Annotated in this window: 9 protein-coding genes; 6 read left to right on the forward strand and 3 right to left on the reverse strand. The window is 69.7% G+C overall.

What is annotated here, in order from left to right:
* Positions 1-238: 238 nt before the first annotated feature.
* The 3 genes from Cs7R123_RS05240 to Cs7R123_RS05250 form a co-directional block, all read right to left on the reverse strand.
* Entirely contained in the window at positions 239-2230 is a 1992-nt protein-coding gene (locus Cs7R123_RS05240) for an alpha-L-fucosidase (protein ID WP_212823833.1), read from the reverse strand.
* Between the two features lie 171 nt (positions 2231-2401).
* Entirely contained in the window at positions 2402-3178 is a 777-nt protein-coding gene (locus tag Cs7R123_RS05245) for a substrate-binding domain-containing protein (RefSeq protein WP_244871958.1), read from the reverse strand.
* Positions 3179-3558: 380 nt separating this feature from the next.
* The gene (locus Cs7R123_RS05250) at positions 3559-5154 is read right to left on the reverse strand and encodes a sigma-70 family RNA polymerase sigma factor (RefSeq protein WP_244871620.1); all 1596 of its coding nucleotides are present in this window, start codon (positions 5152-5154) and stop codon (positions 3559-3561) included.
* 746 nt (positions 5155-5900) lie between these two features.
* Between Cs7R123_RS05250 and Cs7R123_RS05255 the strand changes: the two genes are divergently transcribed.
* The 6 genes from Cs7R123_RS05255 to Cs7R123_RS05275 all read left to right on the forward strand — a co-directional run bounded on the left by Cs7R123_RS05255 (position 5901) and on the right by Cs7R123_RS05275 (position 14656).
* On the forward strand, positions 5901-7439 hold the full coding sequence (locus Cs7R123_RS05255) for a sigma-70 family RNA polymerase sigma factor (protein WP_212823838.1): 1539 nt from the start codon (positions 5901-5903) through the stop codon (positions 7437-7439).
* 459 nt (positions 7440-7898) lie between these two features.
* Positions 7899-9347, forward strand: coding sequence for a non-reducing end alpha-L-arabinofuranosidase family hydrolase (locus Cs7R123_RS05260; RefSeq protein WP_212828874.1), 1449 nt, complete (start codon positions 7899-7901; stop codon positions 9345-9347).
* Positions 9348-9556: 209 nt separating this feature from the next.
* Entirely contained in the window at positions 9557-10660 is a 1104-nt protein-coding gene (locus Cs7R123_RS05265; RefSeq protein WP_212823840.1) for a ricin-type beta-trefoil lectin domain protein, read from the forward strand.
* A gap of 425 nt (positions 10661-11085) precedes the next feature.
* A complete protein-coding gene (locus Cs7R123_RS05270; RefSeq protein WP_212823841.1) occupies positions 11086-13359 on the forward strand; it encodes an RICIN domain-containing protein in 2274 nt (757 codons plus the stop codon).
* A 171-nt stretch (positions 13360-13530) separates the two neighbouring features.
* Positions 13531-13968, forward strand: coding sequence for a hypothetical protein (locus Cs7R123_RS40000; RefSeq protein WP_244871621.1), 438 nt, complete (start codon positions 13531-13533; stop codon positions 13966-13968).
* Entirely contained in the window at positions 13922-14656 is a 735-nt protein-coding gene (locus Cs7R123_RS05275) for an FtsX-like permease family protein (RefSeq protein WP_244871622.1), read from the forward strand. Before Cs7R123_RS40000 ends, Cs7R123_RS05275 begins: the two co-directional genes overlap by 47 nt.
* Positions 14657-14667: the final 11 nt, after the last annotated feature.

Genomic DNA, 14667 nt, shown 5'->3' on the forward strand with positions numbered 1-14667 from the left:
ATGTGATCGTTAACATACGCTTCGCCGGATCACCGTGCAAGCCGGGCCACCGAGTGGCGACAACAGCTCGCGGAACACCCCGACCCGCGCCACGAGCAGCGCAGAGCCGTCTACTGTTATCGCTAACATCAGAATCGTGGCGCCGCCGGGGTTTCTCGCGGGCGCCCATCCCCCGCGACCACGCCCGGCCACATCGATCGCTGTCGTATGGCCGGGCAGGGCTGCGAGCGGCGCCGGATCAGATCGCCGTGACGGTCCACTGGAGGTTCGTGCTGGCGTCGGGTGCCCAGAGGCCGACCGTGGTGCCGGAGGGCATGCTGCCCCGGCCGTCGAGGGCCATGCCGCAGCCGCGGTTCACGAGCTGGTACCGGCCGTTGCCCATGCTGTTGAGCCGCCACTGCTGGTTCACGCCGCCGTTCCAGGGCGCCTGCAGCGCGTTGGCGCCGTTGGTCGTGCTGCCCCAGCTGTCCACCACCATGCCGTTGGTGCGGTTGACGATGCGGTAATACCCGCTGCCGGAGTCGACGAGCTGCCATTGGAGGTTGGTGCTGCCGTCCCAGGTCCACTCCTTGACAACCGAGCCGTAGCCCACGCTGCCGCCGCCGTCCAGGGCGAGGCCGTTGGTGACGTTCGTGAGCCGGACCCAACCGGTGGGGATGGCGGCGCCGCCCAGGACCGGGATCTGGCCGGAGAAGGTCAGCTTCACGACGTACGCCGGTGCGCTGAACGGTGCGGTCGACGACGGCATCGACAGGTGCAGGCCGAAGCCGTCCTGGCTGCGGGTGGGCAGGTCGATGTACGAGCCGGCGGTGGAGCCGAGCAGCTGCGCCGAGGTCAGGGCGCCGAGGTTGACACGTCCCGCGGCCAAGGTGGTGATGTTGAGGCTGGCGCCCGGCCAGCCCAGGACGGTCGCGTAGAGGACGGTGTTCGCCTTGTTGCGGGTGAACCGGATGTCGGTGTTCGTGCCGGGACGCGGGGTGACGAACGAGCCGCCGCCCATCTGCGTCGGGCCCTCGCCGTACTGGCCCCAGGCGCGGGTCGAGTAGATCGACTCCCCGAACCGCCTGAGGTAGTCGCCCATGCCGAGCAGCACGGTCCGCTGGCCCGAGGGAATCGTCCCGTCTGCCATCGGCGCGATGTTGAGCAGCATGTTGCCGCCCTTGCTCACCCGGTCGATCAGCGAGTGCAGCATCGCGTTGAGGGAGTAGTAGCCGATGCCCACCGTGTAGCACCAGCTGGAGCTGGAGATGCTGTCGTCGGTGAGCCAGTACGGCGTCTGGATGGCGGCAGGGCCGCCGCGCTCGTAGTCGACGACCTCGCCGGTGGTGTTGAACCCGTCCTTGTAGGTGGCCACGACCTCCTTGTCCCAGGCGACCGCGCGGTTGTAGTAGTACGCCAGGAACTTGAGCCGCTGCGCTTCGCTGATGCGCGACAGGTTGAAGTCCTGCCACAGGATGTCGGGCTGGTAGCCGTCCACGACCTCGCGCAGCTTGTCGTACCAGAGCTGTTCCTGGGTGGCGGTGTCGAGCTGGCCGTACAGCTTGCGCAGGCTGGTCGTCGACTGCTGCGGGACACGGTCGTAGAACCCGGTGAAGTTGTACGCGTGATGCATCGCGACCAGCAGTTTCAGGCCTTTGGCGCGGATCGCGTCGGCGTGCAGCCGCAGCAGGTCGAGCCGGGGGCCCTTGGCTACCGAGTTCCACTCGTTGACGGTGCTGTTCCACATGGAGAAGCCGTCGTGGTGCTCGGCGACCGGGCCGGCGAACCTGGCTCCGGCGTCGGCGAACAGCTGCGCCCACTCGTCAGGGTCGAAGTTCCCACCGGCTGACCTGAGCTTCGGGGCGAACTGAACGAAGTTGCCGGCCCGGTCGTCGGCTCCGTTGATGAAGTTGTGGTACGGCCACGCCGACGGGTCTCCGTAGACGCTCTTGTGGTGGTTGTTCTCGTTGGAGCCCGCGTAGTACATGTTGCGCGGGTACCACTCGTTGGCGTAAGCGGGGACGCTGAAGACTCCCCAGTGGTAGTAGATGCCGAACTTCGCGTCCTGGAACCATTCGGCCGCGGCCGGGTGCTGGTTCACCGATGCCCACGTGGTGGTGTAGAAGGCCGGTCCGGGGATCGCGGCTTGCGCGGACTCGGCGAGCAGGACGGCCGGCAGTCCGGCGGCGGCCGCGCCGCCGACGCCCAAGGCGGCCAGGAACGCCCGACGGCTGTAGGGAGATGTGTGCATTGCGGTCCCTCCGGGTCAGGGATGAATGTCGGTGCATGGCGCGTCCACCGGCCCACGGTTCGAGCGTTCGTGATCGCTCACAAGGGCACCGGGCTTGCATGCCACTCACCGCACCTGGATACAGCGGGTGCGGCAGGCCGTCTGAAATGTTAACGGTCACATCAACGTTGGTCAACGGCTCTGCGACCGCGGCGGCCCGCTGCTGGCCCGGACGACCAGCGTGGGCACCGCCCACGGGCACCCTGCCGCCGTCGGCAGTTCGCGTTGCTCGATCGTTGCCAGCAGTGTCGTCAGACACGACCGCCCGAGCGCGTCGAAGTCCTGCCGGACGGTGGTCAGCGACGGGGTCAGGTATTCGCCTTCGGGGATGCCGTCGCAGCCCACGACGCTGACGTCGTCGGGTACCCGCACGCCGCGCTCGCACAGCGCGCGCAGCATGCCCATGGCCTGCTGGTCGCTGGCGCAGAACACCGCGCTCACGTCGGCGCGCTCGGCCAGCAGCCGGCCCGCCTCGTATCCGGACTCCGCGCCCCAGCCGCCGAGCATGATCGGCGGTATGCGCCGCCCGGCCTGTCGCAGCGCGGCACGCCATCCGTCAGCGCGGTGTCGTGCCTGCTGCCAGTCCTGAGGTCCCGACAGGTGCCACACCGTCTCGTGTCCGAGGTCCAGCAGGTGTTCGACAGCCAGTCGCGCACCGAGCGCGTGGTCCACGGTGGGGACCTGGACGTGCCCGAAGGTACCGGCGCCTACGACGACGGTGGGAACAGCCGAGTGCAGAATGCCGGCTGCCACCCCCGGGGTCAGGGGGGCGATGATCACGGTGCCGACCACCGGCTGGCGGGCGAGTCGGCCGATCGCCTCCGCCATGCCGACGTCGTCCGGCCGCGCGAGTTCGACGATGCAGGTGCCGTATCCGGCGCGTCTGGCCGCCTGTTCGACGCCTCGCATGGTCACGGCCGTGCTGTACCTGACGGCATCGAACGCGACCACCCCGATGAGGTCTCGGTGTCGGCCGGTACGGCCCTGGGGCATGGGCTGCAGCCGACGGGACGGCCGTGCGCTGAGCATGGCCCCGCCCCTGGCAGCGGCGGCCCCCGGGGCCGACGCCGCCTCCCGCCGCCGCGAGCTGGCTCTGGCCACACGTCCGTCCATCGCGCCTCCTTCGCATCCGGGCCCGGGCGGCCGCGGTCGTCGGACACGCCTGCGCTCTCCGCACCGTCCATCTGCTAGGACGCGAGAGTCAGGGTGCCCTCGTGGGCAGGAGGCTTCGAGCCGGGGGTGCCGTAACGGAAACTGCGCGGTGACAACCACGACATACGAGTGCGGTGTCAGCCCGCCCAGGCGGGTTGTCTGATGAAGGAACTCTGCCCGGCGAACTCGGCGCTGCCGTCGGGCACATCGATGTAGAAGGCACCGTCGCGGAAGCGGATGACCAATGCGGGGTAGTTGTGCGCCTGCAACTCGACCGACCCGGCTATCCGGCCGGGCCGGGGGCAGAACGTGGCATCCTCCCGGAACAGCGCGGTGGTGTCCTCGGGGCTGAGCCGCAACCGCAGCTCGTAGTGGCGCAGATAGCGGCCGTCGGCGGCACGGAGGGTGACACAGTTCGCGTCCGCGAGCCCCCTGACGACCGTGAACGTCGCCTGCCTGCGGACCTGCTCGCTACTCGATCCGTCGACGGCGCCGAGCGCCGCGTACATCCCGGCGTAGGTCAAGTAGGTGCCGCGAGCACCTGCCGATTCCAGCGACCACGTTCCCCACGGCAGGGTGGGTCCCGGCGACGCGCCGGCAGATGGACTGTGCTGCGGCGCGGACGGGCTGGCCGGTCCTGGCGACGGCGAGGGCGTCGGCGAGGGCGACACCGCGGCCGGCGACGGGGAGCGGGTCGGAGCGGCAGGGCTCGGGTCCGCGACGACCTGCGGCGGCTGTGGTGACGGTGGCCAGTTCGCATACACCGCGGTGGCGCCCACCGCGAGTGCCAGGCCTGCGGCGAGGCTCGGCAGCGGGTGAGCGGACACGCCCGCCGCGAGTTTGCCGATCACCGAGGTGCGGGGGCCGACGGCCGACGCCGCGGCCACGGAACCGATCAGTGCCTGACCGGACGACCCGGCTGCGCCTGCCAGCAGGCCCTTGGCCGCGAGCGCGGCGGTGAGCGCGGCGGGAACGGCCAGTGGTGCCACGCTGAGCAGCAGGCGCTCGAGCGGCACGCGGTCGGCGGTGCCGGCCGTGCACACCGGGCAGGTGCGGACATGACGGCCGAGCCGTTTGCGCCATACCGAGGTATGGCCGCCGTCCCAGCCGGCCGCGGCCGCGGCCAGCTGGGGGCAGCGGGGCTGCGCGGTCAGGGCCACCTCGATCGCCCACGCGGTGTCGAGCTGCTCACGCATGCGCTGCAGGCGCACGCCGGCGTGGGCGATCGTCAGTCCCATCGCGGCGGCCACCTCACCGCGGGTGAGCAACCCGGCCTGTTCCTGCCACCACAGTGAGAGGACCAGGCGGTACTCGGGGTCCAGCCAGTTGCTCGCCTCGGCGACCTGGCGGCGCTGGCCGGCCAGCTGCAGGTGGAGGACGGCCGTGTCTTCGAAACCGGCGTCGGTGTCGGCGAACTGTTCCATGCCGGCGACCGCGGTGTCGACGGCAGCCCGCCGACGCCGCCGGTGCCGGTAGGAACTGATCTGATGGACCGTTATCGCGACCAGCCAGGACCGGAAGCTGTCCGGCTCGCGCAGCTTCGGCAGGTCGCGCGCGACGCGCAGCATCGTCTCCTGGACGACGTCGTCGACGTCGGCGTGGCCGCCGAGCGCGCGCCCGACGATGTTGTAGACCAGCGGAAGGTAGGCCGAGATCAGGTCACCCTGTGCCCGCCGGTCGCCGTCGCGCGCCGCGATGACCAGTTCCGAGTGGTCCAGGTCCCTGATCGTCAACCGCCCCACCTCTGCCCATGCCCCCTGCGACGCGGCGCCGCAGACCGCCTGCGGCATGGCGGCGTTCGACTACCGTCCGGGGCCGGTGTCCGCGGCGGCAGTTCCGGCCTTCGGGAGTGGCAGCCAAATTACTGCCAGTTGCCACCGAGGGTCAACAAGGCTCCTCTTCACGAGCGCGGTGGATTCGCCCGGCGATGCCGTCGAGGCGCCGGGCGTGGGTGGCAGCAACGAGCCGAGGTGCGGGGCGACGCGCCTCGACCCTTCGCTTATTCGTACAAATCTATGTTAGCGCTCACATTACAGGCCAGGCTGCGGACCGTGAGGCGGCATGTGCCCGAGGCGGGCGCCGGGCGCACCCATTCGGTAACCGAGGAGATTGCCAGAGTGTCACCCCACGTTCAAGAGGGCACTGACGATCGACCGGCCAGCGCACTGCTCCGGCCACCTCCCCCGGTCGGCTCTCCTGCGCCGTTTCCAGAGGCAGAGGGCACGTCGTCATGCCCGGCAGAATCCAACGCCGCAGGAAGTGAGTGCCTGCGACCATCTCGGCAGGACGGCCATAACACTATCGCCGCCAAAATCCACCGTCCTCGCGCGGTGAAGGATTGTCATCAGAATCCGTTACACAGTGCCGGCGGCGAAGTCGCCCACGTGCCACGGCGTGCCCGCCCCGCCGCGTCTTGACGCCGGAGCGATCCTGGGCGACAGTCAACCCCCTCCATCCACTGCCGACAGCGATACGGACCATGCCAGCCACCAGCCCAGACCACGCCGCTCTCGTCATCGCGGCCCAAGCCGGCGACCGCCGCGCCCTCGAAACCCTGTTCCGGGCGTACCTGCCGTTCGTCTACACCATCGCGCGCCGAGCGCTCGACTCCGACGACGTCGACGACGTCGTCCAGGACACGATGGTCCGGGCCGTTCGCGAGCTGCGGGGACTGCGCGAGCCGCACACCTTCCGGGCCTGGTTGGGCACCATCGCCGTCCGGCAGGTCAGCACCTGCCTGCATCGACGGCGAACCTCGCCGGAACGCGCCGACGGCCTCAACGATCTGGTCGAAGTGCCGGACGCGGACCCGGCTTTCGAAGAGCTGACCATGCTGCGCCTGGACCTGGCCGCACAAAGAGGCCAGACGACGCGGGCCGCACACTGGCTGGACGACGACGACCGCGTACTGCTGTCGCTGTGGTGGCTGGAGGTGGCGGGCGGGCTCACCCGCACCGAACTGGCCGCGGCCGCCGGTGTCAGCGTCGCCCACGCCGGGGTACGCGTTCAGCGTATGCGCCGACAACTGGAGCTGTGCCGCGCCCTCGTGGCGGCACTCGACCAACAGCCGCGGTGCGCCTCGCTCGAGAGTCTGACGGCCGGCTGGGACGGCACGCCGACCTCGGCGTGGCGCAAGCGCCTGATCCGGCACGTACGTGCCTGCCAGACCTGCGATCAGGCAGCCGACGACCTGCTGCCCGCCGAGCAGCTGCTCATCGGGCTCGCCCTGCTGCCCGTCCCGGCCGCGATCACGGCCGCGGTGATCGGCAAGGGCATCGGCGCAGCCGCGTCGGCGGCGCCCCTCGCCGGTGCGGCGAAGACGGGGCTGCTCGGCAGTGTGGCGAAGGCGTTCGCGGCCGCGCCGGTCGCCTCGACGGTAGCCGGGTCCGTGGCGGCGGCTGCCGTCGTCACCGCGATCGCCTGGCCGGCACCCGCGCCCGCGCCACCCGCCGCGGTCGAGACACCCCGGCCGTCAGCCGCGACGGCCGCGCCCGCGGCGACCGCCACGGTGAGCCCTTCAGCCGTACGCCCCACCCCGAGCACCACACGGCCCCGGCCGCTGCCCAGCCCGGCTGGACTGCTGGCGACCGGGCCGGTGTCGCTGGAGGCCGGTGACTCCCCCGGCCGGTATGTGACCACCGCCGACGGGTTCGGCGTGCTGCAGCCGCTGTCGGCCACCAGCGTCATGACGGCTCGCCAGCAGGCGACCTTCGAGGTGGTGCCGGGTCTGGCCGACCCGAGGTGCTTCTCGTTCCGCGCCGCTGACGGACGTTATCTCCGCCATTCGTCGTGGCGGCTGCGGTTGGATCCCAGGATCGACACCGCGCTGTTCCGCGGTGACGCGACGTTCTGTGTACGGGCGGGAGCCCTCCCCGGCACGGTCCTGCTCGAGGCGTCGAACTACCCCGGCTGGTTCATGCACCGGCGAGACGCCCAGATGTGGGTCGACCAGAGTGACGGCTCGGCCGCCTTCCGTGCCGCCGGTTCCTTCCGGGTCCGGTCGGCGCTGGCCGGATAGGCGACATCCGCCGACTGACGCAGCCGCATCGCCGCCTCCCGCGCCGATCGCCAGCTTTGTGTGAGCGCTCGCAGCCCCGATAGGGCTCGACATCAGCGCGCCCTGAAGGCATGCAGCAGAGACGGGGCCTGAAACATTTTCGTAACCCTTGACGAGCGCCCATGTTATCGGTCACATTCGACGAGCGGGACAGTCCGGCGCGCAGGCAACGTGGCGCCACAGTGACCGCCTGGAGCGGGCGGCGTCTTCCATGACGTGCTCCACGGCGCACCCACGACCCCGTCTCCGGGCAGCACCACAGTGGTCGGCCGTCCGACGCATCACGACGGCCGATCACGGCGATACGTCGCGCCCTGGACCGTCCCGTCGTGCCCTGACCGATCCCCGAAGGAGGATGCCGTGACCGGCATCAGCACACCGCCCACTACCCGCCGGCGAGGCTGGCGTGCCGCGCTGACCATGGCCGTGGTCACCGCCCTGGCCACCGCGGGCATGGCAGCCGTCAGCACCAGCAGTGCCCAGGCCGCGACCGTGGACACCAACGCCTGGTACTACCTGGTCAACCGCAACAGCGGCAAGGCGATCGACGTCTACAACTTCTCCACCGCCGACGGCGGCCGCATCACCCAGTGGACCCGCAGCACCGCCAACAACCAGCAGTGGCAGTTCGTCGACTCCGGCGGCGGCTACTACCGCATCAAGTCCCGCCACTCCGGCAAGGTGCTCGACGTCTACAACCTCTCCACCGCCAACGGCGGCTCGATCGTCCAGTGGTCCGATCTCAACGGCACCAACCAGCAGTGGCGCCTGGCCGACTCCCCCGACGGCTACGTCCGGTTCATCAACCGCAACAGCAGCAAGGCCCTCGAAGTCCAGGGCGCCTCCACCGCCGACGGCGGCAACATCGTCCAGTACGACGACTGGGGCGGCACCAACCAGCAGTGGCAGCTCGTCCCCGTCGGCGCGACCCCCAGCCCGTCCACGTCCACCCCGCCCGGCCAGTGCTCGCTGCCGTCCAGCTACCGCTGGACCTCCACCGGCGCCCTGGCCACCCCCAAATCAGGCTGGGCCTCACTCAAAGACTTCACCACCGTCCCCTACAACGGCAGACACCTCGTCTACGCCACCACCCACGACAACGGCTCCACCTGGGGCTCCATGAACTTCAGCCCGTTCACCAACTGGACCGACATGGCCACCGCCACCCAGAACACCATGACATCCGGCACCGTCGCACCCCACCTGTTCTACTTCGCCCCCAAGAACACCTGGGTCCTCACCTACCAATGGGGCCCCACCGCGTTCTCCTACCGCACCACCAGCGACCCCACCAACGCCAACGGCTGGTCCGCCGCACAACCCCTGTTCACCGGCACCATCACCGGCTCCGGCACCGGACCCATCGACCAGACCATCATCGGCGACAACACCAACATGTACCTGTTCTTCGCCGGCGACAACGGCAAGATCTACCGCGCCAGCATGCCCATCGCCAACTTCCCCGGCAACTTCGGCACCACCTACACCACCATCCTGACCGACACCACCAACAACCTCTTCGAAGCACCCCAGGTCTACAAAATCGCCGGCCAGAACCAATACCTCATGATCGTCGAAGCCATCGGCAACAACGGCCGCTACTTCCGCTCCTTCACCACCACCACCCTCAACGGAACCTGGACCCCCCAGGCCGCCACCGAGAGCAACCCCTTCGCGGGCAAAACCAACAGCGGCGCCACCTGGACCAACGACATCAGCCACGGCGAAATCATCCGCAACACCGCCGACCAGACCATGACCATCGACCCCTGCAACCTCCAACTGCTCTACCAAGGCCGCGCCACCAACTCCGGCGGCGACTACGGCCTACTGCCCTACCGACCCGGCGTACTCACCCTCCAGCGCTGAGGTCGTGAGCCCGGCCACGGCCGCCCACAGCTGATCAACCGCAGCGGCGGCGGTTCCACGCTGCTGCCCCAGACACGCTCTCACCGCTGAAAACGCCGGTGCGCGGACACCGGCCGCGCACCGGCTCAGCCGCTTCCGCTCTCCGCGGGAGCAGCCGATTCGTTCGAAGCGCCACACCGAGTCCGTTTGATCACAGCGAAGGGATTGAGATGTACACGTATAAACGCTGGCTCGTCGCGGCAGCGGCGACACTGACGCTGACCGCGGCGGTGGTCGCGACACAGAGCGGCGCCGCCGTAGCCGAGTCCAACGGCGGGGTACGGGTGATGCCGCTGGGTGACTCCATCACCGAGGGGACCCAGGTGCCGGGCGGCTACCGGACGGGCCTGTGGCAGCGGATGGCCGCGGGCGGCTACCGGGTCGACCTGGTGGGCTCGCAGTTCAACGGGCCGTCCGGCCTCGGCGACCACGACCACGAGGGACACCCCGGATGGCGGATCGACCAGATCGACGCCAACATCACCGGCTGGCTCCAGACGACGACCCCGCACACCGTGCTGCTGCACATCGGCACCAACGACGTGCTGCAGAACTACAACCTGTCCGGCGCACCCGGCAGACTGTCGACCCTGATCGATCGCGTCACCGCCGCGGCGCCCAGCGCGGAGGTCTTCGTCGCGACCATCATCCCCCTGAGCAACAGCGGCCAGGAGTCCGCCGCGCGGACGTACAACGCCGCCATCCCCGGCATCGTGCAGAACAAGGCCAACGCCGGCAAGCACGTCCACCTCGTGGACATGCACAGCGCGCTCACCACCGCCGACCTCATCGACGGCATCCACCCCACCGCGACCGGCTACGACAAGATGGCCGCCACCTGGTACGCCGCGCTGCGCTCGGTATCCGGCAGCATCGGCACGGGCGGCACCGACCCGGCGTCGTCCACACTGGTCAGCGCGGCCTCCGGACGCTGCCTCGACGTGCCCAACAGCCGCACGACCAATGGTGTCCAGCCCATCATCTGGGACTGCAGCGGCCGCCCGAACCAGCAGTGGACCGTCAGCGGCCAGGCCATCCAGTCGCTCGGCAAATGCCTGGACGCGCCCACGGGGGCCTCGCCCGGGTCGAAGGTGCAGATCTGGACCTGCAGCGGCGCGGCCAACCAGCGGTGGACCCTCAACGCCAACGGCACCGTCAGCAATGCCGGCTCCGGGCTCTGCCTGGACGTCTCCGGCGCCGCCACCGCCAACGGCACACCCGTGATCCTGTGGACCTGCACCACCGCCGCGAACCAGCGGTGGACTCGGGCATAGGCCCTCGCAGACACCCGCTCCACCCCGCTGCCCAGCCCGCTGAACCACATCAGACATCACATGACCTGCCGTATGCGGGCGTGCTGAAGTTTGCTGAGAACCGTTAGCAGGCTGGGCAGTTCCGTGTTTCCGCGACATTGCTATGACGTCATACATATGATGTGATGCATTCACGGGTTTTACCGGTGTCTCCACTTTTACCGGTGTTTCCACGCGATGACCGCTCCCGCCGACCTCCGCGGGCCGATTCGCCCAGCGGACGGCCGGAGCCCATCCCCCTCCAGGAAGGACGCCAGATCGTGGCCCTCGATCGCAGCGGCAGCAGTCGGCGAAAGCCGCGCCGCTCCGCCCTGTTCTCAAGTTGTGCCGCCGGGTTGCTCGCAGCGGCATCGCTGGTCGCCGCCGCGCCGGCGCACGCCGCCGTGATGACGACCGTGTACGTTTCCCCGACCGGCTCGGGGACGGCCTGCTCGTCCGCCCAGCCCTGTTCCCTCGGCCAGGCGCAGTCCACGGTGCGCGGGATCGCCCCCACGATGACCGGTGACATCGTGGTGCAGCTGGCGGGCGGCACGTATGCCCTCAGCTCGCCGTTGACCTTCACCGCCGCCGACTCCGGGACCGGTGGGTACACCGTGTCCTGGACGGCCGCGCAGGGCGCGGTCCCCGTCATCTCCGGTGGGCAGCGGGTGACCGGCTGGACCGTGGCCGACTCCGGCCAGAACATCTGGCGGGCCAGCGTCAGCGGCGGTTTCGACACCCGGCAGCTGTACGTCGACGGCCGCCTCGCCACGCGCGCTCGTACGCAGGTCAACCGCGGCGACTTCACGTTCACGACCAGCGGCATGACCTTCACCAACGGCGCGCTGGCGTACCTGAACAACATCGCCGCCGAGGACCGGGTCGAACTGGAGTCGGTCAACTCGTTCACCGATCGCTACGTGCCGGTCCAGTCGATCAACAACAACACCATCGCCATGGAGCAGCCCGCCTGGAACAACAACACCTGGGGCTATGACACGCTGAGCAAGCCCTTCCGCAGCGGGCCGTTGTACCTCGTCAACGCGCGCGAATTCCTCGACACCGCCGGGGAGTGGTATCTCGACACCGCTGCCGGCGCGCTGTATTACAAGCCGCTGAGCGGTCAGAACATGGCCACGGCCGACGTGCAGCTCCCCCGGCTGGAGTCGCTGCTCAGGGTGGGCGGCACCTATGCCGGGCCCGCCCACCACATCTCCTTCTCCGGCCTGCAGTTCGCCCACACCAGCTGGCTGCAGCCCAATAGCAGCCAGGGCTACGCCGACCAGCAGACCGGCGCGTACATCTACGGCACCTGGTCCAGGCCGGGCGACTGGCTCACCTCGTGCCAGTCGGGCTGCCAGGCGTTCGAGGCCGCCCGGCCGCACTGGCAGCAGATGCCCGCGGCCGTACAGGTCTCGGCCGCCAACAACATCACCTTCAGCAACGACAGGTTCACCAACCTCGGGCAGGTCGGTCTGGGCATCGGCAACGACGCGAACGCGCACGCGACCGGCGTCGGCCTCGGGGCCAGCGACATCAAGGTGCTCGGCAACACCTTCGACCAGATCGCGGCCGGCGCCGTCATCGCCGGCGGCGTGCAGGCCGACGCGCACCACCCGGGCGACAGCCGGATGACCAACCGGGCCATCACCTACGGCAACAACGTCGTACACGACGTCGCCATCGACTACCGCAGCCACGTCGGCCTGCTCATGACCTACCTGGCCGACTCGACGATGTCCAACAACGAGGTCTACAACCTGCCCTACACCGGCATCTCGATCGGGTACGGCTGGGGCGCCAACGACGCCGGCGGCGCCCAGGACTACGTCGACCGGGGCCTCTACAACTACCAGCCGAAGTACACCACCGCGACCATCGCGAAGAACTATCGCGTCCAGGCCAACCACGTCCACGACGTGATGTCGCAGATGACCGACGGGGCGGCGTTCTACGCCCTGTCCGCGCTGCCCGGGACCACGGTGGACCGCAACTACTTCCGTAACACCAACGGCTGGCTGGGCCTGTACTTCGACGAGGGCTCCCGTTACATGTCCGCCACGAACAACGTGTTCGACAACATCGGGCAGTGGGCCTACGGGCAGCACTGGGCGAACAACAACACCGGCAACCTCACCCTCACCAACAACTGGACCACCAGCACCAACACCAACATCACGTCCGGCTCGCGAGGCAACACGAACACCGGCACCGTCGTGGTCACCGGCGGGAACTGGCCGGCAGCCGCCCGCACCGTCATGACGTCGGCCGGCTTGCAGACCTCCACCCAGCAGTCCGTCACGATCGTGGGGGTGCCCTCCGGCCGCTGCGTCGACGTGCCCAACGCCAGCACCGCCAACGGCACCCAGGTCCAGCTGTGGGACTGCGGCGGAGCCGGCAACCAGCGGTGGACGTACACCACGGGCAAGCAGCTGATGGTGTACGGCAACAAGTGCCTGGACGCCACCGGGCAGGGCACCGCCAACGGCACCCGCCTGGTGATCTGGGACTGCAACGGCCAGACCAACCAGCAGTGGAACGTCAACGCCGACGGGACGATCACCGGCGTGCAGTCGGGCCTGTGCGTCGACGCCAGTGGTTACGGCACCGCCAACGGCACCCTGCTCCACCTGTGGGCCTGCCACGGCGGCACCAACCAGCAGTGGAGCCTGCGCGGCTGACCAGGGTCGGCATCGCGACGCCGTGACAGCAGCCGCCGTGCGGACCGAACCGGTCGGCACGGCGGCCGCCGCAGGTCCGAGCGCCGGGACAGCGCGCTGCGGGGTGCCCCACATGTTGCCGACACCATGTCGATAAGATGCCGACATGATGTCAGTAAAAAATGCTGGGCGATGCCCGTGTTCCTAGCCGTCCGCGAGCTCCGCTTCGCCCGCGCCCGTTTCGCACTGATGGGAGCGGTCATCGCCCTCATCGCCGTGCTCATGGTCCTCCTCTCCGGCCTGTCCCAGGGCCTGGTCCGCGACGGCGTGTCCGGGCTGCAACAGCTGCCGGTCACCTCCCTCGCCTTCAGCCACGGCGTCGCGCGCGACGCCGCGTTCACCCGCAGCGTCATCGGCCTCGACACCGTGGACAGCTGGTCCCGGCAGCCGGGCGTCACCCAGGCCGCCCCTTTCGGCAGCGCCCTCATCAACGCCCGCAGCGGCTCCGGCGTCGAGATCGACCTCGCGTTGTTCGGGGTCGAGCCGGACTCTTTCCTCGCACCCGAAGGTCGCCAGCGGGTCCGTGCTGGCAGATGCCGACGGCATCGTGGTCAGCAGCACCGCCGCTGACGCGGGCCTGCGGCTCGGTGACATCGTCACCGTGGACCGGCTCGGCACCCGGCTCACCGTCGTCGGCGTGCTGGCCGGACAGCACACCTTCGGCCACGTCGACGTCGCGTATCTGCCGCTGGCCGCCTGGCAGGCGATCCACGCGGGCGCCGGTCCGGGCGAGCCCGTCCCCGATCGCGCCCGTCAGGAGATCACCGCGGTCGCGGTGCGGGGCACCGGCGTCGACCTCGCCGCGGGCGACGCCGCTGCGGGCACCGAAAGCATGACCCTGTCCGAGTCGTACGGAGCCTCGCCCGGCTACACCGCCGAGACGTCGACGCTGAGCCTCATCCAGGTCTTCCTGTACCTGATCTGCGCACTCGTCGCGGGCGCGTTCTTCACCGTCTGGACCATCCAGCGCAAGCACGAGCTCGCCGTACTGCGCGCCCTGGGCGCGCCCACCGGCTACCTGCTGCGCGACGGGCTGGCGCAGGCGCTGGTGCTGCTGCTGGCCGCTGCCGCCGTCGGTATCGGGGCCGGAGTCGGGCTGGGCTCCCTGGTCGGCGGCGGCGTGCCGTTCGCGCTGGACGTCCAGGCCGTGGCGGTCGCCGCCGCGCTGCTGGTGGGCCTGGGACTGACCGGAGCCGCAGTGGCCGTAGCCCGCATCGCCGCCGTCGACCCGGCGACCGCACTGGGAGGAAACCGATGAACGCAGACACC

Source organism: Catellatospora sp. TT07R-123, from assembly GCF_018327705.1.
Classification (GTDB): domain Bacteria; phylum Actinomycetota; class Actinomycetes; order Mycobacteriales; family Micromonosporaceae; genus Catellatospora.

Coding starts and splice junctions, on each gene's coding strand:
- Cs7R123_RS05265 (WP_212823840.1), top strand. CDS start 9,557: ATGTACACGTATAAACGCTGGCTCGTCGCGGCAGCGGCGACACTGACG.
- Cs7R123_RS40000 (WP_244871621.1), top strand. CDS start 13,531: ATGCCCGTGTTCCTAGCCGTCCGCGAGCTCCGCTTCGCCCGCGCCCGT.
- Cs7R123_RS05260 (WP_212828874.1), top strand. CDS start 7,899: ATGGCCGTGGTCACCGCCCTGGCCACCGCGGGCATGGCAGCCGTCAGC.
- Cs7R123_RS05255 (WP_212823838.1), top strand. CDS start 5,901: ATGCCAGCCACCAGCCCAGACCACGCCGCTCTCGTCATCGCGGCCCAA.
- Cs7R123_RS05240 (WP_212823833.1), bottom strand. CDS start 2,230: ATGCACACATCTCCCTACAGCCGTCGGGCGTTCCTGGCCGCCTTGGGC.
- Cs7R123_RS05245 (WP_244871958.1), bottom strand. CDS start 3,178: ATGCGAGGCGTCGAACAGGCGGCCAGACGCGCCGGATACGGCACCTGC.
- Cs7R123_RS05270 (WP_212823841.1), top strand. CDS start 11,086: ATGACGACCGTGTACGTTTCCCCGACCGGCTCGGGGACGGCCTGCTCG.